Genomic DNA, 22670 nt, shown 5'->3' with positions numbered 1-22670 from the left:
ACAAAAGCATCTGGCATTGACCATTCATCAAACGGGGTATTTTTATAGTACAAAAGTGTTATAGCCCCTTGTCCTTCCTCACAATATCCTTCTGGTTGAAGAAGTCACTCATGGCTTTGTTGATCATCGCAACACTCAGGGCGGTCAGTGCGAAAAACAGGATTGGCACATAAACAATCCACTCGTATGACAGCATAAAGCGCTTATTCAGTCCAATCAGCCCTGCCCATTCATGGGTGACAGAGGATGGAGGGCCTTCACCCGTTATCGTGCCGCCGAACAAGACCGTCATCACGCCAAGATGGACCAGCAGCGTCAGTACCTGAAGGAACTGCTGACCGAACATTATGATCCATTCTTCATACAGCTGCGGAAGGACGTGCTTAGAGTAAATATGGCGCTTGGAACCGCCAAGGGTGATCGCGGATTCAATAAACTCTTCTTTCCAGACAAGCCGTTTTTGTTCCATAAGCTGAACCGTCAAGGCTGGCAGTGCCACCAGGATCAAAATGACGAATTCATACAATGCTCTCACCCAAAAGGGATGATGGAAGCCTTCAATGGTATACATGACCACTGTATATAGAAGGAAAAAGGCAATCAAGGTCTGCGGCACAAAGGATAACGGTTCCGAGACTGCTTTTATCAGCCTGAAGATCCGTTCCGGCACCCGGAATAGAAAATAACTGAGCACAATGGAAAGCATCATCCTTAAAAATGCGACAATCAATACAATTCCAATTGAGTATTTTGCCCCTTCGATCACTGTATGGAGCACGTCATAGCCATACATGTCCGAGCCCAAAAGAAAAACATCAAACGGCGGGTACGGTGGCGCCTTTTCCAGACTGCCATCCTCATGATAGACGAATTGAACCTGCCTGATTTCCCCATCATTCACAAGGGTATTCAAGATGCTAAGCGTAAGCAGGATTGTCAGGAATGAAGAACCAATCATGAATTTCTTTGTTTTCAGCAATCTAATCATATTGATAACCTTCTATAATCTATTAGTCTGTAAATCAGGAAAAACGGAGTAAAAAATAGAATGCAGCTAAAAACGAACAGTTCAACGGAAATATGCTTGAAATTGAACAGCATCAAACCTTCCAGGTTAAAAATGTATTCCACCATGACCAGCGTTGAGAGCATCATCCAAACAATCGTCTTAAAATGTCCCAGCAGGTCCTGACTGATATTGCGTATCACATGGACATTCAGTATGTAAAAATTGGACAGCCCTTTCGCTTTTGCCAGGAAAATATACTGTTTATCCAGTTCCTCAAAAATTTTAAGGACGATAATCTGTGTCAAAAATAGAAAAATCGGCAGGCTCAGGCTGATGAGCGGAAGCAGGACAGCCTCGTTATCGCTGCCCAGTGAAGTCGTCTGGATGAATTTGACTCCAGTTGATTTAAAAAGCCAAATGACACCTGCCTGGAGCAGGAACATCCATAACACATCAGGGATGGATCGGATGATTTCTATGAAGCTTAAAATATAGTCTTTTTTCTTTTCAAAAAAAAGGACGAGCAAATAGGACAACAGGAACGCCGCTCCTGCAGCCACAGCGAGGGCGATTCCCAATGTCTTCATCGAATAGAGAAAACGGTCCATCACCGCCGGCAGCATTTCGTGAAAACCATCGTAAGTCAAGTCACTCAATGTAAAGATTTTCACTGTCAGCACCTTGACACTATTAAAGTACCCTTCAGTATCAAATGCAAGATCACTCAGCAAAATGGGAAGGCTGCCAATGGCAATAAAAATAAATACACCTGTGATGTATTGGATAATGAATCTGATTAAATGAATCGCACTGGTCTTTATCATCTATTGATCCCCTTACTTTAAATTCCTTCCTAATTATATATAATTTTCCGAAAATATGACAGGAACATTTAAAATCAGACGCTTATTCCCTCTGCCTTTTTACAAGATGATAAAAAGCGAGCAACAAACTTTGAACAGAAAAATAAATCGGAAAAGACCAATGCATCTTGTACCCTTTTTCATAATGCATCATGCCAATCTGGACACCAATCCATTCCATCAGTACCGAAAAGGCCGACCAGATCAATATATAAGGAATCGTCTTTAAACCCGAAACCTTCCATCTTTCATAGAAATAAATAAAGAAGTAACTATATGGTCCATACGTTATATAACTAAGGAAGTCTATGAATTGATAAGAGGAATTGTCATTCACATCATAAAAATCCCAGGGCTTCACACTGATGGTATGGTCAAAAAATAAGACAACACTCACACCAAACAAGTAATAGGCTATCGTTTCGATTTTACTGAATATTTTCGGTGCAAACCAGAGGGCACCATGCAGCACAAGGAGGCTGCCAATAATGAACCACTCATTCTGATTAAAAGCATCCTCATATATTTTCATCTCGGTTGCTCTCCCGGATATTGGTTTTCAAAAGCAGCTTCAAGACTCCCAGGGCAATTAGCAGGTACACTACATCAACAACCACACTGAACAACAGGTTCCAGCGGGTATACATCAGGATTCCGAAGTAGTTGTTAAGCCAATCAAGTCCAGCCAACAATAATGTACAGAACAATAATAGAACCATTTTATATTTTCCCGCTTGCTGCTGCAGGTAGTAATTGAGAAAAATCAAGACCACTGCAGGCAGCAAAATGTTGCGATACAGCAGAAATGATACGTAATCCAAATGGCCGCTGGATTTTTCCATTAAATGAAACTCCATCCGTACAATCGTGATGAATTGCGTACCGAAAAACACAATGACCATATATATTATGGAATTATGCAGAAAGTTCAGCGGTTTGCGCATAAAAAACATATACAGAATCAACAAGATTGCAATGGTGAGATAAATTGGGAGAGGCATAGAAACATCCTTATTAATAATAGTAGGTCACACCTTTTTAGCTGTCTCCCTCTTTAGGCGATTTTATCCCTATCGACTCTGGGAAAACTAAGACAACGAATGCAGAAGTCTTTATTTTTATTATCCAAACAGAAGATGTATTCCTAATGCAAATCCAAAGACAATTGCCATAGCCTGGTGAACTTTTTTAAAAGTAAGATACTTCTTCCCCCTGGCGCTCTTGTCCAGGATCAAGCCGAAGATCACAAGGATGCCAAAACCAATTAAAGTCGCCAATCCGCTATAGATGCTTTCCCATTCTTCGTTTGTCTGCAGGAAAAAATAAGAACCATGGGCAAGTGCGGCAGAAAAAGCAGCCCAGCCAATCAGGGTGTGATGTTCTCTTAATAGCTTGAAAGCCAGTTGAACCGACTTTACAAATATAAAATTTCGTTTTTTTAGCTGAAGGAATAATAATCTGGCCATCCATAATGCAAATGCAGTGATCACCCCTATTTCGGCTATAGTTCCGACCTTCTCGAAAAACTCGCTCATCAAATCTGTTTCACCGGTCATAAATCCCAGGATGAATAATCCTGCAGAGATTACAATAACGGTGCAGCCGCCAAATTTAATCCATTTTGACAAAGCATTTTTGGACATTCCGCTCCACTCCTCTTTTTCTCTCCATATGCTCATTTTTACACCCTATCTTAAAAATATGCTATTTTTCGCGACACGATGGTCTGGCTTGAATATCTGTCTATATTTAGGTGAAATGATATCGCATTTCGTTATTGGATCTTCTTCTGTCAAAAGAGGGATGAAAATGAAGGACAAGATTTTAAAGGAGTTTTTATGTCCCACTGCCATATCCTTGAGCATGAAGATGCTGGAATGATGGGACAATTTAAAGTAGAAGAATAAATAATGCAGGCTCCGGTATTTTTCCGGGGCTTTTTTTTGGCGTAAAAAAGCATAAGCCTGGGTGGCTTATGCGGGAAATAAGACTTTGAGGGGGGTGCAAGGTATATTGCATTTTCGCGGATTTTTGCCAATTAAATAAGACGTTTTAATAGTTTGGTCGCTTTATTTCCTGTCAGAACCTCTGAAAAGTCAGTTGAATCGGATTTATTTACCGATCGAATAACTTTATTTTCAGTTGAGGCGATTTTATTACCGGTTCAAGCAACTTTATTACCGGTTGGAGCCATTTTATTGCCGGTTGGAGCCATTTTATTGCCGGTTGGAGCGATTTTATTGCCGGTTGGAGCGATTTTATTGCCGGTTGGAACATTTTAATTAACGGTTGGACTATTTTTTAAAAGGCAAGAAAAACATTGCTTGTAATGATTCCAATTGTTACAAGCAATGTTTTTAGACTCGCTTCTTTTATCCTGCTAATTCAAAAGCTCCATGAGCTCATCTTTTTCAAATCGGCTGATGAATTTGTGCATCTGTTCGCGCTTTCTTCCTTGTTCACTATAGATTTCTATCAATCTGTCGACCTTTTGATAAAGTTCGTCAGGTGTTAGATTTTCGAACAGCATAGTTCCTGCAGCGGCATCCTGACCTTTTGACTTGCCGCCTGCATACAAATTGTATCCATCTTTAATCTTCATGATCCCGATGTCGTTGATCAGCGGTTCGCCGCAGCCAACCGGGCAGCCGGTATATGCTGGCTTAAGCGTGAAAGGTACGGGTTTGCCGGCCATTCTTTTATTGAGTTCAATCGCGACCGGCATGCCTTCCTCCTCAGCTCCCTTGCAAAAATTGCAGGTTCGCAGGCTTTTCACAAAGCTTCCGACCGGATAACAGCTGAGTCCCGCCTGTTCAAACTCAGCCAACGCCTCGTCTTTCCGGCTTTCCGGTATTTCAATATACAGTTGCTGGAATGTTGTCAGTTCCAATTCCTGATCTTCTTCCATATACTTTGCCAGGACGAGCAGTTGTCTGGCGTTCAGCTTGGATCCAAAACCAATCCCTCCGTTAACCGCCAGCTTGATTGTTTTCTCTGTCGCTTCCAATGATCTGCCTTCCTCCTTTTTCACGAGTTGATTTATTTACATAATACCGTGAAAAAGTGGAGAAAGTGTGGATTTTTTTGAATGCATGATAACATCAGTCCATGATTGTGATGCCGTTTGGTATTTCCCCGACGTCGATTGTGTTTACATGCTTACTTTCAAGGTCTATCACACTGACGGTATTGTCAAACATATTGGTTACATAGGCAAACTTACCATCACTGCTGACAGTTACACCATGCGCTCCATTCCCTGTTTCGATTTCCTCGACAACCTTCTTTGTTTCGAGGTCTACTATTGAAAGTGAATTCGATGGAGATTCCTCTGTTCCCTGATTGGCGACATAGGCAAATTTGTCATCCGGACCTATATATACCTGCGCAGGTCCATTGCCAACTTTCACCTTCACAATCTCTTTTGTCTCCACATTGACTATGGCCAGGGAACTTTCAGCGAATAGGGTCACCGCAAGGGTCTTTCCATCCCTTGTAATTCCGGTCGTCACAGGGGTATTGCCAGTTTTGATTCTTTCTTCTTTAAATGTTTCCAGATTAATTGCACTTACCGTGTCCTCTCCCATATTGGCAATATAGGCAAATTTGCTGTCTGCCGAAATCCTGAACCCATGGGGGCCCTTGCCGGTTGGAACAGTTTTTACCAGGTCATAGGTTGCTGCATTGATTACCGAAACCGTGTTATCTTCGTTGTTTGTTGCCAATACGTATTTTCCATCCTCTGAATACACCACATGCGCCGGATGATTCCCGACTTCAACCGTTTTTAAAAGTTGGTTTGTAAAAGCATCAAAGAATACTACTTTCCCTGGTGTTTTTTCTTCGTGACCGCCATGGCTGTGCCCTGTCTCCGGAATGAGAGTAGCAGCAACAACTTTACCGTCAGGGGACAGCTGGATATTATGGACAACACCATCCGCCTTGATGGTTGCAGCCACTTTATTGTCTGTTGCAGAAACCTTGCTGATGGTCCCGCCCTCATTCGCCGTAAAATAGAACCTTTCCACAGTATGTTCCTGTTTGGCTGCATTTACTGCAGGCTTTTCTGCCTCCTTGGTGGCTGTTGATCCGCACCCCGCCAGAGCTATACCAACAGATGCTAATACACTAATGATTTTTACATTCATACGACTCATGTTGAGCCCTCCTTATTGGGAATCTATCATTATGATAATCCGCTTAAACCACTCGGAAATGTGAACTACATCACTTAATCAGATATTCTATTTTAATTTCAACATCTTTTTGAAATTGATAATTTCTGCAAAATTCTATTGTAAAATTTTTGTTTTTCCAAACCAGCGATACGTATAACAGTTGATTAAATTCCCGGTTACGTTATAATGATATCGAATTTCGATATCAAGGAAAGAAGGATGAAAATGGAGGACAAGGTTTTAAGGAAATTGTTTCTTGGATTCATCCATATTCATATTTTGCACCATGCGAAGGAACAGCCGATTTTTGGACTGTGGATGCTCGAGGAGCTTAAGGAACATGGGTATACGATCAGCGCAGGCACCCTGTATCCGATTCTCCACTCGATGGAATCGGACGGCCTTCTTTTAAAAGAAGAAAGAAATGTTGAAGGGAAAATCCGAAAATATTACCGGACGACAGAGAAAGGCAGCAGTGTGCTGGACGAAGCCCGTAAAAAGGCTTATGAATTGTTCAAGGAAATCAAGGATTGATTGGAGTGAGGAGTTTGTTTGAACTTAAAGATGTAAAAGTGGACGGGATTATCCATGTTGACACCTTAACCATTCCAGGCAATCAGTTCACCTGCATCACCGGTCCAAGCGGCAGCGGAAAATCAACCTTGCTGCGAATGCTGAATGACCTATCCAGCCCTGATCAGGGAGAGATTCTTTTTAAAAATAAAGCCATCAGCACAATAAATCCCCTTCAACTAAGAAGAACGGTTGGAATGGTGCCCCAGGCTCCAGTCATTTTTGACGGCAGCATTGAGGATAATCTGCAGATTGGCCTCGCTTTTTCCGAAAAAGAGCCAGCGAGCAAAAAGGACATAGAAGAATTGCTTCAGCTGTTTCTGCTGGATAAGCGGTTGGATGAAGAAGCAGACCACCTTTCCGGAGGTGAAAAACAGCGGCTTTCCTGGGCAAGGGTGATGCTTCTTGATCCCGAGGTTTTTCTGCTGGACGAGCCGACCTCTGCATTGGATGAGGATACGGCCAGGACTGTTTTGCTGCGATTCCTTGAATATGTTAGGAAGCACTCCAAAACGGTCATTATGATTACCCATTCGAAGGAGCTTGCTGAGATTGTTGCCGAAAATAAGATTGATATGTCACGTTATTCGATTGAAGGCGGAATGGAATGATGGGAGGCATAGCTAATGGATGATGTTATGGATTTGAGCTTTTGGCAGCTTGCTGCTGCCTACATTTTCATCCTGATTTTAATCGTGATTGTCAGGGTCCGCGGGATTCCTCGTGAAAAAGAAATCCTGCTGGCAACTGCCCGGATGTCGCTGCAGCTCATCCTTGTGGGATATCTGCTCGTCTATCTGTTTGACAACCCGAACCCCTTTTATACCTTGTTGATCATTGCCATCATGCAAATTTTCGCCATCTATAATGTCTACAAAAGGACAAAGCATCCGCTTGGCGACATGATGAAAAAGTATATCGCTTTAGCCATGGCAATCGGCATCCTGACAAGTTTGTTCTTTTTCATTCTCTTCGTCCTTAACGTCACGCCGTGGTATGAGCCTCGTTATTTCATCCCAATTGCCGGGATGATTATTGGGAACTCGATGACGGGCATTTCACTTGGGGTGAACAATCTAATATCAGGCTTTGAAGCGAACAAAGAACAAATTGAAGGTGCATTAATGCTTGGGGCAACTCCAAAGCACGCTGCAAAAAAAGTCGTCAACCAGGCCTTTGATGCAGCGATGCTGCCGACGATCAACTCGATGGTCGGCATGGGGATCATATTCCTCCCCGGCATGATGACAGGGCAAATCCTGTCCGGAACGTCGCCCATCGTAGCGGTGGAATATCAGATCGCGATTATGCTAGGCATCGTCGGAAGCGTGTCGCTGACAGTGATTCTGTATTTGCAGCTCGCATACAAATCCTTTTTCAATGATCGATTACAATTAGTTATGAAGGAGAAAAAGAAATGACAGATAAAAAGAGTGTTTCATTCCAGTCACTGTTGGAGATTTTGATGGTATCCACAAGGCTCGGACTGACATCTTTCGGCGGTCCTGTTGCCCACCTTGGCTACTTCCATGAAGAATATGTCCGCCGCAGGAAATGGATGGATGAAAAAAGCTATGCGGATCTGGTGGCTTTATGCCAGTTCCTGCCCGGACCCGCAAGCAGCCAGGTCGGAATCGGAGTAGGCCTGATGCACGGAGGATTGCTCGGAGGATTATTCGCCTTCCTTGGATTCACACTGCCCTCTGTTTTTGCCCTTATTATTTTCGCATTGATTTTACAGGGATTTGATGTCGCAGACGCAGGCTGGATTCATGGCCTTAAAGTCGTTGCTGTTGCCGTCGTTGCTCATGCCATTCTCGGAATGGCCCAAAAGCTGACTCCTGATTTGCCGAGAAAGACGATTGCCCTGTTCGCGCTCGCAGCAACTCTGCTATGGCAGACCGCGTTCACGCAAATAGGCGTTATTATCATCGCCGGAATTTTAGGCTACGTGTTGTTCAAGTCCCACAACGCCACAGATGATAAAAGAATGACCTTTTCAATTTCAAAAACTGTGGGTTTTGTAAGTCTTGGTTTGTTTTTCGGTTTGCTGATTCTCCTGCCGATTTTACGTGAAGCTACTTCACTTAATTGGATTGCGATGTTTGACAGCTTTTACCGCTCAGGCTCACTTGTGTTCGGCGGCGGCCATGTTGTCCTGCCATTGCTTGAACGTGAATTCGTCCCGACCGGATGGCTGAGTGAAGAAGCATTCCTGGCAGGCTATGGCGCTGCCCAGGCAGTTCCAGGTCCTCTTTTCACATTCGCTGCCTATATCGGAGCGATCATCAACGGTTGGCAGGGCGGCCTGCTTGCAACTGCTGCCATCTTTTTGCCGGCATTCCTGCTGATTTTGGGGACACTGCCATTCTGGGATGCGTTAAGACGGAACAGCAAAATCAGCCGGGCACTTATGGGTGTGAATGCCGCCGTGGTCGGTATCCTGATCGCGGCGTTCTACCAGCCAATCTGGACAAGTTCGATTCTAGAACCAATCGACTTTGTGTTCGCTGCCGTGTTGTTCAGCATGCTGGTGTACTGGAAGCTTGCGCCATGGATTGTTGTAGTTACTGGAGCTGTAGGCGGCATGATTTTGTATATGATTTTTTAAAAAGACCGGGCAGCGGCCCGGTTTTTGCTTTTTAATAAATAGACACGCTTATTCCGGGCTCAGATTTACGCAGAGTAGATTTTATTGGCGAAAATCAGATTTTATCGAACACTTTTTTGAATATATCAGTCGATTTTAAAATATATCGACCACATTTTAGAATATATCGACCACTTTTCCAGATATATCAACCAGATTAAAAAAGAACCTTGACCACTCGCGGTCAAGGTTCTCCCTATCATTCAAACGTTCCTTTTACCAAAGCCACACGGTTCTCCACCATCAACTGCCCCATAGCAATCACGGTGTTGACTTCGAGATTCTCATCGAGCAGGACAAGATCTGCGTCACGGCCAGCTTCAACCCGGCCTTTTTGGCTGAGCTTCAGGATAGCCGCAGGGTTTGCGGTGATGACACGGATGGCCACTTCAAGAGGGATTCCTTCTGTTACGACCGCTTCCTTAACAGCTTCATACAAAGAAGAAACCTGGCCGATCTGCAAACCGATCAATTCACCATTTTTATCAAAATCAGGCAGGCTTGCCTGGCCATCGGATGTGAAGGTAATCTGGCTGATGTCAACACCCGCTTCGAGCATCCGCTTCAATCCGACGCTGCATTTTACCTCCCCTTCCTCTAAAAACTTGGGAATGGAACTGGTTGTAAAATCAACCCAGCCGCCTTTTTTCGCGTACTCGATGCCAGCTTCAAACAGATGAGGATTGCGATTGATGTGGGTCGGATAAAATTGTCTGATCGGGATGTCGGTGTTCTCGACCACCTCCTCGATCAGTTTAAGATGATCCAGGCTATCGCCGACATGGACGTTGACGATGCCGCTTTTTCCGCCGAGCATCCCGCCAATCCTGGCAGCCGAAGCAATCTTCGCCATTTCCTCGGGTGTAGGCTGTGATGAACGATGATCAGCAATCGCAATTTCTCCTGCCCCAATCACTTTATCGATTAAAATGATGTCATCCTCGATTTTGCCAGTGAGTGTTTTGACAGGGACCTGATAGGATCCAGTCTGGACATAGGTGGTGATTCCTTCTTCCTCTAATGCGCGTGCCTTGGCAATCAAGCTAGGCATTGTCCGGGTAGTGCCGTCAGTGCCAAGAACGCCGACAAGCGTAGTGATGCCCGAGGTTGTCGCCTGGGTGAGCTGGATTTCAGGTGTCCTGGTTCGAAAGCCTCCCTCTCCCCCGCCGCCAATCAGATGGACATGTGAATCAATGAACCCAGGCACGATTTTTTTGCCGGAAGCATCAATGACCTTCATATCAACGAATTTTTCTGGAACTTCAATTTCATCCTGTATGTATCCGATTTTCTTATCAACAAGTAAGATATCTTTTTTTCCAAGGTGATCTGGTGCGTAAATCTCTCCATTTTTGATCAGTGTCAGCATACGCGATCCTCCATATATTCTTTAGTAGTTCAATTATATCCTGTTTCAATAATCTGAAAAAGAAGGTTGACAACATTTTGGTATCGTACTATAATTTCGGTTATATATTTTAATAAGTTGAAGCGTTGAAGAGAGTCTATTAAGCCGGTCTCCCTGTTACTAGAGAATCAGTGGTTGGTGAGAACTGATACAAAGACATGGTGAATTTCGTTCTTGGAGCTATCCCTTAAACAGAATGCTTTTGAATAGCATTTTAAAAAGGGCGGTCAAAAACCGTTATCGTAAAACTTGAGCGGGAAGCGATTTTTGCTTCCAAATAGGGTGGTACCGCGTGTTCAGCCACGTCCCTATCCAGATCGATGGATAGCGGCGCGGCTTTTTATTTTGCCCGGACATCGATCATGCAACGCTGAAATAGGGAGAGAAAAGGGAGAGTTTTTATGGAGAAAGAACAGTGGTCATCAAAGATTGGATTTATCCTTGCCGCAGCCGGTTCCGCCATCGGAATCGGGGCGATCTGGAAGCTTCCGTATGTTACCGGGGTAAGCGGGGGCGGAGCCTTTTTCCTCATGTTCATTTTGTTCTCGCTGTTCATCGGCCTTCCGCTGTTGCTTGCGGAATTCGTGATTGGCCGCAGTACCGGTAAGGAAGCGATCCGCGCTTACCTGGAAATAGCGCCAAAAAGCAACTGGTATCTAATCGGGATACTCGGTGTTGTGACCAGCTTCGTGCTGCTCAGCTTTTACAGTGTAGTCGGCGGCTGGATCAGCCTTTATTTTGTAAAGGGACTGGCTGGAGGAGTTATTCAGGAAGGTGCTGATTACGGTAAGATGTTTGAAAACACGATCGGCAGCCCATCTAGTGTACTTGCTGCCCAGGCTGCATTCTTGCTGATCACAATCGTCGTGGTCGCTAAAGGCATCCAGTCTGGCATTGAAAAAGCAAGCAAAATCATGATGCCGGCCTTATTCCTGCTTTTCATCATTCTAATCGTCCGTTCACTAACGCTCAATAATGCACTTGCTGGCGTAAAATTTTTCCTCGCTCCGAATTTTTCAAGCATCACCTCTGAAAGCATTTTGTTCGCGATGGGACAATCCTTTTTCTCCCTCAGCGTCGGCGTTTCGGTAATGGTGACTTATAGTTCATACCTGCCGAAGAAAGGCAGCATCGTTCAGCCTGCCCTGTCTGTTGTCGGGATGAACCTTTTTATTGCCCTGCTTGCCGGGCTGGCGATTTTCCCAGCCGTTTTCTCACTCGGGTTCGAACCGGCAGAAGGACCTGGATTGTTATTCGTCGTCCTTCCCGCCGTCTTTGAAAAAATGGTCTTCGGCGAGCTGTTCCTGCTGCTGTTTTTGGCATTATTCCTGTTCGCGACACTGACCTCCGCATTCTCGATGCTTGAGATTGTCGTCGCCACACTCGCTAAAGGAGACCCAAATAAGCGCGCAAGATTCGCATGGATTGCTGGGGGCCTGATTTTCCTGCTTGGCATCCCTTCTGCCCTGTCTTTCGGGACACTGGCAGATGTAACGATTTTCGGAAAAAACATTTTCGACACAGCCGATTTCCTGGTAAGCAATATCCTGATGCCGCTGGGAGTTCTTCTGATTTCGATTTTCGTTCCGCTAAAAATCAAAAAAGAAATCTTAAGGCAGGAGCTTTTGCAACAGTCGAAGGCCGGCAGCTTGCTCTTCAGCCTCTGGTATAATGTGATGAGGTTTATCGTTCCTGTAGTCATCATCATCGTGTTCCTTGATTCACTTGGCGTTATTTAATGGGAAGCTGACTTTACGTCAGCTTCTTTTTTCATGCAATCACAAAATCTATCAGCAGTATAATTTTTCCCTTTAATGCAAAACCTTTTGTGTAGATGACTGCATCGGAGGGATTTTTGATGTTCTTCAAGAAAAAGAAACCTGAGACTCCTGACAGCAAGAATGAAAAAAACTTCGACGACAAGGAGTTAATCCCTGTTTACAAAGATGAGTTCATCACAATAATGAAGGAGCGTCTTCATCACAGTGCAGACTTGAATATCAAGGAACTCTCGAACGGCTTCACCCTTATCTTCCTAGATACTTTGACAGATAAGAAGATGCTGAATGAAAATGTTCTAGCTCGTCTCGAAGATGCTGAGCCTAATCCAAGCGAAGCATTCAAGCATATTACAGTTTCAGGTACTTCTAAGCAAAAATATGTCGAAGATGTGATTAATTCCGTTTTACATGGAGCAGTGGCGGTCCATTCGCCGGGACACCCAGTCATCATTAGTGCTGTAGTCGCTACCCAGGAAAACCGATCATTGACCCGCCCGGAAAATGAATCACAGGTTTTGGGGCCGCAAATCGCTTTCAATGAGAGCCTTGCGACCAATATCTCACTAATCCGTCGATACCTTACCAATCCAAATCTATGCAATGAAAGCTATTCCGTCGGAAAACAGACGAAGTCAGCGATTTCACTTCTCTATATGAAGGGGATTGCCGACGATGATATGATTGACCGAATGCGTGAGAGAATCAAATCCATTGAAGTGGATGGGATCCTTGACAGCTCTATTTTTGTCCAGCTCATTGAGGATAACTCATTTGCAATTTTCCCTCAAATGCTGCTGACGGAAAGACCAGACCGTGCCTGTGCCTGGCTGTTGAATGGTAAGATGATCGTCCTGGTTGATGGCAGTGTCCAGGTCATCGGAGCACCGCAAACCTTCATTGAATTTTTCCAGAGCATGGAGGATCAAAGTGTCAGATGGCAAATCGCGACCTTTCTCAGAGTCTTACGAGTGTTCTCGATGATTGTGTCGATTTTTTTTACGGCGATATATGTGGCAGCATTGACTTTCCATTATGAGATCATCCCGCAAACACTGCTCATACCGCTTGGTGAATCCAGATCACGGGTACCTTTTCCGCCTATTATTGAGGCATTGCTGCTGGAAACCATGATTGAACTCCTCCGGGAAGCCGGGGCACGGCTGCCAACCAAGGTCGGCCAGACAATGGGTATCGTAGGCGGTATTGTCGTCGGAACAGCGGCAGTGGACGCGGGATTCACCAGCAATATCCTGATTATCATCATCGCTGTTAGCGCACTCGCTTCGTTCACGACGCCAAACTATATGATGGGCAACGTCATCAGGGTCTTGCGTTTTCCATTAATCATATTGGCAGGTTTATGGGGATTTTACGGACTTATGGTTGGCTTTTGCTTCCTGCTGATCCACCTGCTCCGCCTATCCAGCCTGGATACACCGTTTTTGGCTCCGTTTTACCCGCCGAGATTTGAAGATTGGCGTGACAGTATCATTCGTCTTCCTATTGGATGGACCAACAAGCGTCCGTTGCAGACTAGGCCATTGGACAGGATAAAGTACGCAGAACGAAAAACCAAAGAATAAGTCGTGGTGTTATTGAATGAAAATTCACATTGAGCCTAAACCCCAAAACATGATCAATACTTTACTGCTTTTCTTCGTGATCCATTCAATGCAGGTAGGTGTTGGCATCCAGGGGTTCCAGCGAATTATATACTTGGAGGCCAAGCATGATGCCTGGGTTTCCGTCATACTAAGCGGCGTCGCAACTGCCATTGTAGGGTTTATTATGGTAAAGACTTTACAGGCATATGAGAATTCTGATCTATACGGGATTCAATATGATGTACTTGGTAAATGGCTTGGGAATTTTCTTAATATCGTGTATGTTTTATACTTTCTCGGAGGATTCCACGTCATCGTCCGAAATTATATTGAGGTTATCCAGGCATGGATTTTCCCTGAAGTTCCGACCTGGCTGCTTTCCCTCACCCTCGCCTACCTTGTTTATTACGGCCTGAATGGCGGTTTGAGGACAGTAGTCGGGGTCAGCTTCTTTAGTGTTGTTCTGTCATTATGGCTGATTCTCCTGATTGCCTATCCAGCTCAATTCGCTAACTGGGATTACTTATTTCCAATATTCGAAGCGAGCATTCCGGAAATCTTAAAGGGTACAAAACAAATGACCTTCACAGTCATCGGCTTTGAAATCATCTATGTGATCTATCCCTTTTTAAAAGAAAAAGACCGTGTCCATAAATATATGCAGCTTGGACTTGGCTTTACAACCATCCTGTATCTGGCCCTCATGGTTATTTCCCTTGCCTATTTCAGCGGCGGCCAGCTTGAACGGACCATCTGGGGCACGCTCTCCCTTTTTAAAATTGTCCGTTTCCCTTTCATTGAAAGGTTTGAGTACGTTGCGATCACTTTCTGGGTCCTGCTTGTTTTACCAAACCTGATGCTCTATATGTGGGCAGCCACCCGAGGGATTTCCAGGATTTTTAATAAGAAGGAGCAGAAAGTCAGCTGGGTTCTCCTTATCTTTATTTTTTTGACCCTGCTATATCCACTCACCAGGGTGCAAACCAACATGATGAATGACTATTTCGCAAGGGGCGCACTCTATATTGTCTTTGTTTATCCATTGCTTCTATTCGGTGCTGTACTGATTAGAAAGAAACTTTTCGGTAAAAAGGGGGAGGCACATGCGCAAAAAGGGGAATAAAATCCTGATTGTCATACTTGTGTTAATCCTCTCTGGCTGTGCAGAACAGAAAACACTGGAGCGGATGGGTTTGCTTACAACAGTAGGCTATGATCTCACAGAGGATAGGCAGATTCTGGCGACAATGGTACTGCTCCAAATCGACCCGGAGGCTCCCAAAAGTTCTGTTATCCTGTCCGCAAAGTCAGCAACCAGTAAAGGAGCCAGAAATGAGGCAGATTTAAAAAGCCCTAAAAAGCTGCAGTCGGGGCAGCTGCGGGTTGCGCTTTTCAGTGAGGAAGTTGTCCGAGCCGGCCTCATCAATCTGGCAGATACGCTCGCACGTGACCCCTCTATAAGTGATCTCACCTATCTTGCCGTGGTAGAGGGAAGGGCAAATGATCTCCTTAACCAAAATAACGAACAATTTTCCGATATAAGCCAGCTCATATATAAGGAACTGGATCAAAACATAAAGGGTGAAAAAATCCCGTCTTCCACCCTTCAGGAAGTATTGCATGATTACTACGCACCAGGTATTGATCCAATCGCGCCCACTTTAAAAGGTGAAAAAGGCATTGTAAAAATAACTGGAATGGCCCTGTTAAAAAATGAAAAGATGGTCGGTAAAATCAGTGCAAAAGAGGCTTTTTATTTAAAGCTTGTCAACGACCGATACGACGCCGGAGCGATTGAACTTGAAATTCCTAAAGAAGATTTTGACCTTCGAGAGACTCATGAACAGCCAGACAATCTGGCAGTCGTTCTTGACACAATCGAGAGCAGAAGCGACATTAAACTGATTAACAAAGATAACCTGCAGTTCGAGCTGAAAGTCAAAATGGAAACAAGGCTTCTCGAAATCAACCAGGCGCTGGATTTAAAAAACCCCGTATACCTTAAGCAACTAGAAACGAAGCTTGACGAAAAAATCACATCCGAAATTGAAAATCTCATTACAAAAGCACGGGAGTTGGGGGCAGATCCATTCGGATTTGGAGAAATTTATCGAAAGAGTGTCAGGGGGACTAACTTAACAACTGAGAAATGGCATAGCATGTACCCAGAAAGCAAAGTCGATGTGAAGATTGATTTTGAAATTATGAGAACAGGTGTGGTCGAATAACCTGAAAAAGCGGGAGCCTCTTGATTGGCTCCCGCTAAGTCATAAATTTGAATTTGATGCATTAAACCACTGCACTGTCCCACTTCTTCTCGTCCTGGACAAAAAGGATGCCCAACTCGTGGTGATCCCCTTCATATAACGCTCTCTGGACGAAGCGGATTTGACCGTTTGTATCAAGCACTTCAAGCTTGCAATGTGCCCTGTTGCGCGACAGAGCCTCATAGAATGTCTTTTCGTCATTGACGTTCGTGCCATTGACCTTTGTCACAAGCTCCCCGACTTCAAGAGCCATCTTCTCTGCCGGCGATTCTGGCAGGACACCAAGAATCATCACCCCATGATTCTTTTTCGAAAAATAAAACGGCCTGCCCTCTTCGTGCATTCGTTGAGTAAAGGTCAGGGCTTCGCGGCCGATTATGGCAGCTGACACGGCTGCGATGGCTGCGATGGGGTACCAGTAACCCGCTGCAGCAATCAAAGTGATCAGTATACCAAGGCCAATTACCCGGCTCCCCTGCTGCTGGATAGCATCCTTCGGCAGCATGCCCTGGATTTGCTGATGCATGCCGATTGCAAATGGAACAAGAATCAATGAATATGTATTGTCGCCAAGTGTGAACACCGGCCACCAGTCGAACGGAAGTGTAAGCACACTGCCCGGAACAAGCATAAATGCCGGTACCATCCACAAGCGTTTCACCTCATGGACACCAACCATCTGGCCGCGCTTGCTCTTGACCAATTTAGGGGAAGTCCCCTTTTTGCCATTTTTCAAAATAAGGAACCCTTCGCCAATTGTCAGTAACGCCAACAAAATCGCGATGGAGGGATAGATTTTTTCATCAAGGCTCGAAAAAAGGTCACCGATTAACGGGAGTTTGTATTCCTTACCTGATAGAAAAATTAAAGCAAAAAAAGCAACGCCAACAGTATAGGCAGGAGCCAGAAGCCTGACTCTGGTTGTAAAGCTCAATAATATGGTTGCAGTTGCAACTAAAATAATTGCCGCGAATGGAATCGTGATCCCTGCTGCAATGGTGATGATGGAAACCACCAGCCCGATCAGCAGTCCCAGAGGATACAGCTGCCTGAGCTCAAAATATGCATCCTTCGACCGGACCGTGAAATTTTTCCGCTCCCGTTTCACGCGCGATACCCCAAGGACTGCTGCTATAAAGAAAGAATAATAGAACACAGGGTGAAGCAGAAGCCTGCCCGTCCCTTTCAAAAGTTCAATGAACCAATCCTGTGCCAACCCTATGTCACCAGCCTTCGTAAATTACTTGATATTAAGCTTATTCTATCAAATCTAAAGGTTAAAACCTATCAATAGTTGCGGAATCTTGATGGGATTTTTTTCTTGTGGAGAAAACATATCTTTTTGTGTTTAATTGCAGTGGTTTTGAATCATTTGTACAATCACTGCGTTTTAGAATTTATTTACTACTGTTTAAGCTTGAATCACTATGTTTTACACTCGAATCACTACGTTTTAAGCTTGCATCACTATGTTTTTCACACTCGAATCACTACGTTTTAAGCTTGCATCACTATGGTTCTGGATATAATCAATCCATTTTTCTTTAATCACTACTTTTTACAATTCGTTGTAAAAAAACAAAACCGCACCATATTATAGTGCGGCTGTTTTACAGTCCATCTCCCCAACATTTTAAAACCGATGAAGGTCAAAATTATCACTACTTTGCCAGCAGTCTCAATGCGGTCTGCAGCTGCAAATCATTTTCTTCCTGCTTCATCGCTTCCCTGGCGGCATTCTCCAGTGCGGATGCTGTCTTGCCGTCAATTATACCCGTTACATCCATGCCATTTTTCCGCTGGAATGCTTTGACAGCAATCTCCGTTTTATCGCTGAAGTAGCCGTCTGTACGGCCAGGCTCAAATCCGAGGCCGTCAAGAATTTCCTGGGCATTCTTCACCTGCTCGTTATTCATGTCCAGCTTGAGCGGGTTCTCAGCCTGAATAGGATGGGTATCGTACAGCGCAGGCTGGTTGACTTCTACGGTCGGCTCGATGCCTTTTTTATGGATCCAATTGCCGTCAGGTGTCAGCCACTTGAACAGTGTCAGCTTAATGTTGCTGCCATCTCCCATCGGTACAGCCTGCTGGACAGTCCCCTTGCCGAAGGTTTTCTCGCCAATGACCGGATAGTCGCCGGCCTCCTTCATGGCTCCTGCCAATATTTCAGATGCGGATGCACTGCCATCATCAGTCAACACGGCAATTGGGTAGTCTTTTGCCTGATCGAGATCGGAAAAATAACGTGTCTTATCGCCGCTGCGTTCTTCGATTTGATAGAGCGGTTTACTTTTAGGAATAATCTCCCGTAAAATTTCCTCCACGCTGGAAAGCAGCCCGCCAGGATTTCCGCGCACATCAATCAACAGGGCATCCATACCTTCTTTTTCAAAAGCTTTAAGCTCCTTTTTGAACTCCTTTGATGTTTCCTCAGAAAAAGAAGTAATCTCAAGGTAACCAATTTTTTCACCATTTACCTTTTTCATATCAGCATGGACGGTAATCTGCGGAATTTCATCACGAACTACTTTGACTTGAAGCGGATCCTTTAAACCTTTCCGCTCAATCTCGAGGACAACAGGCGTCCCCTTCTTGCCTCTGATTTTCAGTGTCGCCTCATACAGATCCAGTCCTTCGATACTTTCGCCATCGACCTTTAAAATTTGGTCGTTCGGCTTCAAACCTGCTTTTTCCGCAGGGGAATTTTTAAAAGGCGAAACAATCACGATTCTGCCATCGACCGAACTGACCTCAGCACCAATTCCTTCGAAGGACGACTCCAGCGTGTCATTGAATTGTTTCGCCGTCTCCTTGTCCATATAAACGGAATAAGGATCCTCCAGAGTCGACAGCATCCCCTGGATTGCACCCTCGACCAGCTTATCCCCCTCTACTTTTTCAACATAACTGTTAAAAATCAAACTGTAGGCCTGTTCGACTTTGTCGAGGCTGCCCTGCTTGCCAGATTGGGACTTCTTAATTTCCTGTGCAGGCACAATCTGATGCTCCAGCACCCCCGCTTTGCTCTCATACCATTGCATACCAGCGTATGTACTCCCCGCTCCAGTAAGCAGCGAGCCCGCCATCAAAATGGCAATCCACTTGCGTTCCATTGCCAAACTCCTCCCTGTTTACCGCATCTACTGCTCCTCTGCCGTAAAAATTTCTATGATTCCAATTATATGACGAACTGGGACAGGGTATGAAGAATTAATTTTGGAGGAGATTCATGCTGGTTTTATTTTACAAGTTTTTGAGGCTTTAAACCGGGAAAATAAAAAAGGAAGAGACATGTCGTCTCTTCCCGATGTTTCTTACCAGTATGCAGCTGGATTTACAGCATTTGATTTTGATGCATTCCAAGAACCTTTGTGAAGCTCGAAGTGCAAGTGCTGGCCATAAGATTGTCCAGTGTTACCCATTGTGCCGATTCTCTGGCCTCTGGAAACGACTGCACCACTGCCAACCATTCGGGCACTCATATGTGCGTAAACCGTTGTCCAAGTTTGCCCGTTGATTGAGTGAGCAACAAAAATTGCATTTCCGTAGCTAGAAGAGTAGTAAGAACGGATGACGACTCCGTCTGCTGCTGCATAAATCGGAACATTTCCGCCACTGTTAGCAATATCGATTCCAGCATGGAATGTTCCCCAGCGCTGTCCAAGGCCGGAAGAGATGCGTCCGCTTGCAGGCCTAATAATCATTCCACCTGAAGAAGGTGGTGCTGATACAACTGGTTCTGAAGCTGGTGCTGAGGCTGAACTGCTTCCGCCACTGCTTTTAGCCTTAGCCGCCGCTGCTGCTCTTTGTCTTGCAAGTTCAGCTTGTCTGGCTTTTTCGGCTGCAATTTGTGCCTGGCGCTTCTGCTCAAGTGCAATTGCCTGTTGCAGTGCAGCTTCCTGTGCTGCAAGGATTTCTCCTTCTTCCTCCAGTGAAACAGCTTCCGCATGCATCTGTTCTTCTTCATGTTTAAGTGAACTCATAAGCTTATTCTTTTCTTTAATCTGGCTATTAAGCTGTGCCTGTAAACCCTCAAGTTCTTTTTTCATTTCTTGAAGACTATTAAGCTTGGTTTCTACTTCATTTTGCTTCTTCTCAAGCTCTTCTTTATCCATTCTATGCTGTTCAAGAATATCCTTATCAGCCTGGACGATTGTTGTTACCGCATTTACGCGGTCAACGAAATCGCTGAAGCTTTGCGCTCCAAGAAGAACATCCATATAGTTGACCGTCCCGCCATTTTCCTGGAAAGAACGTGCCTTATCCTTCAATAATTCATTACGCTTTTCGATGCGCTTGATCAATTCTGCGATTTCTACTTTTAATTTTTCAATTTCAGCAGTAGTTTGTGCGATCTGCGCATTTTTCATTTCAATTTTCTTTCCTGCATCTTCAACAGCTAAATCAAGTTTTTTGATTTGAGCATTCAGATCCTGCTGCTCAGTTTGCAGCTCACCGATTTTAGATTTCTTCTGGTTAATCTCAGAGCTGATGCCTGAACGCTTATTTTGCAGTTCATTCTTTTCTCTTTGCATCTCCGAAATGCTTGTGGCTGATGCTTCATTTACCGATAATGGGCTTAATAATGAACCCAGGCTTAAAGTACTGACTACTGCTAGTGAGAGTATCTGCTTTTTCACTAGATCTTTCCCCTCTCTTACTCATGATAGTTTCGTAACTTTGTCTTTCTATCTATCGTCTATTGGTTATGTAGTGTTTAGGAAGAATTTAATCTTCCTTACACTTTCAAGAACTTGCGGACGGACATGAGACTACCCCAGATTCCAATGGCAGCTCCCATTATGATCAGGATGGCTGATAACTGGTAAACAAACGGGTTGAATTCAAGTAATCTTATAAAGTGGTCTTTTAGCTTCTCATTCAGGAAGTCATAAGCGTAGAAATAGGCTGCCGACACGACCCCAATCGGCACTACTGCCCCGAGGATTCCGAGCCAGAGTCCTTCAAGGAAGAATGGCCATCTGATGAATCCGTTCGTTGCACCCACTAGCCTCATGATTTCAATCTCTCGTTTTCGCGCCATGATCGTGATCTTAATCGTATTCGAGATCAGGAACATAGCTGTAAAAAGAAGTCCGACAATCAGGACAAGCCCGACATTACGGCTGATTTTGATAAAACTGAATAACTTTTCAACCTTGCCTTGCCCATACTTTACAGTAGCGACATATTCAAATTTTTCAATCTGCTTGGCAACTTTCATTGTGTCAGTAGGATTTTTCGTCTTTACGACGAAGACATCGTTCAAAGGGTTGTCTTGTTCAAACAGCTGAAAGGCTTCCCCTTCTTCTCCCAAACTATCGATTAAGCTTTCAAGTTCTTTTTCCTTAGGAGAATAGGTAACATTTTTGATACCAGAGATCTGGTTGATACGCTGTTCCAATACCTTTTTATCTTTGTCATTCGCTGCTACATCCACATGGACTCGGATTTCTACATCTTCCTCGATTGTGGTTGCGACTTTATTTAAATTCATCATAATGACGAAAAAGATACCGACCAAAAGCAAGGTAACCGTTACGGCACTCACGGATGCAAACGTCATCCAGCCGTTTCGGCCTAAGCTCTTGAAGCTTTCGCGGACGTGGCGGCGGAATGTTCTAGCTTTCATATCCGTAATCACCTTTCATTTCGTCACGGGCAATCCTGCCGTTTTCAATCGCGATAACGCGATGTGTAATTGTATTGACGATTTCTTTATTGTGGGTAGCCATGACAATCGTGGTTCCCCTTAAGTTAATTTCCTCAAAAATGTTCATAATTTCCCAAGAAGTATCGGGATCAAGGTTTCCTGTAGGCTCATCGGCAATGACTACCTTTGGTGCGTTCACTATTGAACGAGCGATGGCAACACGCTGCTGTTCCCCGCCTGAAAGCTCAGTAGGAAGCGCCCTGGCCTTATGTTTAAGTCCAACAAGCTCAAGAGTTTCCATTACCCGCTTTTTGATATATTGCGGCGATTCCTCGATAACTTCCATTGCAAACGCCACATTTTCATAGACTGTGAGAGTGTTCAGCAATTTGAAGTCCTGGAACACGACGCCGATATTCCTGCGGAGCAATGGTACCTTGCTGTCCTTAAGCTTTGCTAGATTGACACCATTTATAATGATGGAACCTTTAGAAGGCTTAACTTCCCGGTACATCATTTTTATAAAAGTAGATTTTCCAGCACCGCTGGGCCCTACCACGTATAAAAATTCACCTGCATCTATATGAACATTAATTCCATTTGCGGCGACTATGCCGTTGGAATATGTTTTATAAACATCCTGCATATCAATCATTTCGGTATCACCTTAGATAGTTAGTCTTA

22 protein-coding genes, 1 pseudogene and 1 other annotated feature are annotated in these 22670 nt (G+C 44.4%); of the genes and pseudogenes, 10 read left to right on the top strand and 13 right to left on the bottom strand.

The window, feature by feature from the left end; all coding sequences use genetic code 11:
• Positions 1–58: 58 nt before the first annotated feature.
• The 5 genes from B5X77_RS07655 to B5X77_RS07635 all read right to left on the bottom strand — a co-directional run bounded on the left by B5X77_RS07655 (position 59) and on the right by B5X77_RS07635 (position 3551).
• Positions 59–988 carry a hypothetical protein gene (locus tag B5X77_RS07655; protein WP_079506757.1) on the bottom strand — a complete coding sequence of 310 codons (930 nt, stop codon included), beginning with the start codon at positions 986–988 and terminating at the stop codon, positions 59–61.
• Positions 985–1833, bottom strand: a complete 849-nt coding sequence (locus tag B5X77_RS07650) for an ABC transporter permease subunit (protein ID WP_079506755.1) — start codon at positions 1831–1833, stop codon at positions 985–987. Before B5X77_RS07650 ends, B5X77_RS07655 begins: the two co-directional genes overlap by 4 nt.
• 82 nt (positions 1834–1915) lie before the next feature.
• Entirely contained in the window at positions 1916–2404 is a 489-nt protein-coding gene (locus B5X77_RS07645) for a hypothetical protein (protein ID WP_079506753.1), read from the bottom strand.
• On the bottom strand, positions 2391–2714 hold the full coding sequence (locus B5X77_RS07640) for a hypothetical protein (protein WP_139378321.1): 324 nt from the start codon (positions 2712–2714) through the stop codon (positions 2391–2393). The genes B5X77_RS07645 and B5X77_RS07640 overlap by 14 nt, the downstream gene beginning before the upstream one ends.
• Positions 2715–2993: 279 nt before the next feature.
• Positions 2994–3551, bottom strand: coding sequence for a ferric reductase-like transmembrane domain-containing protein (locus tag B5X77_RS07635; RefSeq protein ID WP_139378320.1), 558 nt, complete (start codon positions 3549–3551; stop codon positions 2994–2996).
• A gap of 138 nt (positions 3552–3689) precedes the next feature.
• On the opposite strand from B5X77_RS07635, the pseudogene B5X77_RS07630 reads away from it, so the two are divergent.
• Both B5X77_RS07630 and B5X77_RS07625 read left to right on the top strand, forming a co-directional pair.
• Positions 3690–3779, top strand: a pseudogene (locus tag B5X77_RS07630) (multicopper oxidase domain-containing protein); the annotation flags it as partial.
• 153 nt (positions 3780–3932) lie between these two features.
• Positions 3933–4154: a hypothetical protein gene (locus B5X77_RS07625; protein WP_079506747.1), complete on the top strand. Its 222-nt coding sequence runs from the start codon at positions 3933–3935 to the stop codon at positions 4152–4154.
• 98 nt (positions 4155–4252) lie between these two features.
• On the opposite strand, the gene B5X77_RS07620 is transcribed toward B5X77_RS07625, so the two are convergent.
• The gene (locus B5X77_RS07620; RefSeq protein WP_079506745.1) at positions 4253–4879 is read right to left on the bottom strand and encodes an NAD(P)/FAD-dependent oxidoreductase; all 627 of its coding nucleotides are present in this window, start codon (positions 4877–4879) and stop codon (positions 4253–4255) included.
• 94 nt (positions 4880–4973) lie between these two features.
• Positions 4974–6029: a YncE family protein gene (locus tag B5X77_RS07615; RefSeq protein ID WP_079506743.1), complete on the bottom strand. Its 1056-nt coding sequence runs from the start codon at positions 6027–6029 to the stop codon at positions 4974–4976.
• Between the two features lie 246 nt (positions 6030–6275).
• Between B5X77_RS07615 and B5X77_RS07610 the strand changes: the two genes are divergently transcribed.
• The 4 genes from B5X77_RS07610 to chrA are packed head-to-tail and all read left to right on the top strand — an operon-like array spanning position 6276 to position 9234.
• Positions 6276–6584, top strand: a complete 309-nt coding sequence (locus tag B5X77_RS07610; protein WP_079506741.1) for a PadR family transcriptional regulator — start codon at positions 6276–6278, stop codon at positions 6582–6584.
• Between the two features lie 14 nt (positions 6585–6598).
• Positions 6599–7234, top strand: coding sequence for an ABC transporter ATP-binding protein (locus B5X77_RS07605; protein ID WP_079506739.1), 636 nt, complete (start codon positions 6599–6601; stop codon positions 7232–7234).
• A 15-nt stretch (positions 7235–7249) separates the two neighbouring features.
• Positions 7250–8044, top strand: a complete 795-nt coding sequence (locus tag B5X77_RS07600; RefSeq protein ID WP_079506737.1) for an ABC transporter permease — start codon at positions 7250–7252, stop codon at positions 8042–8044.
• Positions 8041–9234 carry a chromate efflux transporter gene (chrA, locus tag B5X77_RS07595; protein ID WP_079506735.1) on the top strand — a complete coding sequence of 398 codons (1194 nt, stop codon included), beginning with the start codon at positions 8041–8043 and terminating at the stop codon, positions 9232–9234. Before B5X77_RS07600 ends, chrA begins: the two co-directional genes overlap by 4 nt.
• Positions 9235–9472: 238 nt before the next feature.
• On the opposite strand, the gene iadA is transcribed toward chrA, so the two are convergent.
• Positions 9473–10642, bottom strand: coding sequence for a beta-aspartyl-peptidase (gene iadA, locus B5X77_RS07590; protein WP_079506733.1), 1170 nt, complete (start codon positions 10640–10642; stop codon positions 9473–9475).
• Positions 10643–10758: 116 nt separating this feature from the next.
• Positions 10759–10994: a binding site (T-box leader), on the top strand.
• Between the two features lie 88 nt (positions 10995–11082).
• On the opposite strand from iadA, the gene B5X77_RS07585 reads away from it, so the two are divergent.
• From B5X77_RS07585 to B5X77_RS07570, 4 genes are all read left to right on the top strand, one after another.
• On the top strand, positions 11083–12420 hold the full coding sequence (locus B5X77_RS07585; protein ID WP_079506731.1) for a sodium-dependent transporter: 1338 nt from the start codon (positions 11083–11085) through the stop codon (positions 12418–12420).
• Between the two features lie 119 nt (positions 12421–12539).
• Positions 12540–14045, top strand: a complete 1506-nt coding sequence (locus tag B5X77_RS07580) for a spore germination protein (RefSeq protein ID WP_079506729.1) — start codon at positions 12540–12542, stop codon at positions 14043–14045.
• A 16-nt stretch (positions 14046–14061) separates the two neighbouring features.
• Entirely contained in the window at positions 14062–15189 is a 1128-nt protein-coding gene (locus B5X77_RS07575; RefSeq protein ID WP_079506727.1) for a GerAB/ArcD/ProY family transporter, read from the top strand.
• Positions 15170–16294, top strand: coding sequence for a Ger(x)C family spore germination protein (locus B5X77_RS07570; RefSeq protein WP_079506725.1), 1125 nt, complete (start codon positions 15170–15172; stop codon positions 16292–16294). Before B5X77_RS07575 ends, B5X77_RS07570 begins: the two co-directional genes overlap by 20 nt.
• Before the next feature lie 61 nt (positions 16295–16355).
• Here the strand turns inward: B5X77_RS07570 and B5X77_RS07565 are convergent, their stop codons facing one another.
• From B5X77_RS07565 to ftsE, 5 genes are all read right to left on the bottom strand, one after another.
• Positions 16356–17549: a PDZ domain-containing protein gene (locus B5X77_RS07565; RefSeq protein WP_079506723.1), complete on the bottom strand. Its 1194-nt coding sequence runs from the start codon at positions 17547–17549 to the stop codon at positions 16356–16358.
• A gap of 445 nt (positions 17550–17994) precedes the next feature.
• Positions 17995–19446 carry a S41 family peptidase gene (locus B5X77_RS07560; protein ID WP_079506721.1) on the bottom strand — a complete coding sequence of 484 codons (1452 nt, stop codon included), beginning with the start codon at positions 19444–19446 and terminating at the stop codon, positions 17995–17997.
• 201 nt (positions 19447–19647) lie between these two features.
• Positions 19648–20973 carry a murein hydrolase activator EnvC family protein gene (locus B5X77_RS07555; protein ID WP_079506719.1) on the bottom strand — a complete coding sequence of 442 codons (1326 nt, stop codon included), beginning with the start codon at positions 20971–20973 and terminating at the stop codon, positions 19648–19650.
• 98 nt (positions 20974–21071) lie between these two features.
• Positions 21072–21965, bottom strand: a complete 894-nt coding sequence (ftsX, locus tag B5X77_RS07550; RefSeq protein WP_079506717.1) for a permease-like cell division protein FtsX — start codon at positions 21963–21965, stop codon at positions 21072–21074.
• Positions 21955–22641, bottom strand: a complete 687-nt coding sequence (gene ftsE, locus B5X77_RS07545; RefSeq protein ID WP_079506715.1) for a cell division ATP-binding protein FtsE — start codon at positions 22639–22641, stop codon at positions 21955–21957. The genes ftsX and ftsE overlap by 11 nt, the downstream gene beginning before the upstream one ends.
• Between the last annotated feature and the right edge of the window lie 29 nt (positions 22642–22670).

Source organism: Mesobacillus jeotgali (assembly GCF_900166585.1).
Classification (GTDB): domain Bacteria; phylum Bacillota; class Bacilli; order Bacillales; family Cytobacillaceae; genus Mesobacillus; species Mesobacillus jeotgali_A.
This window is presented reverse-complemented; position numbering and strand designations above follow the sequence as displayed.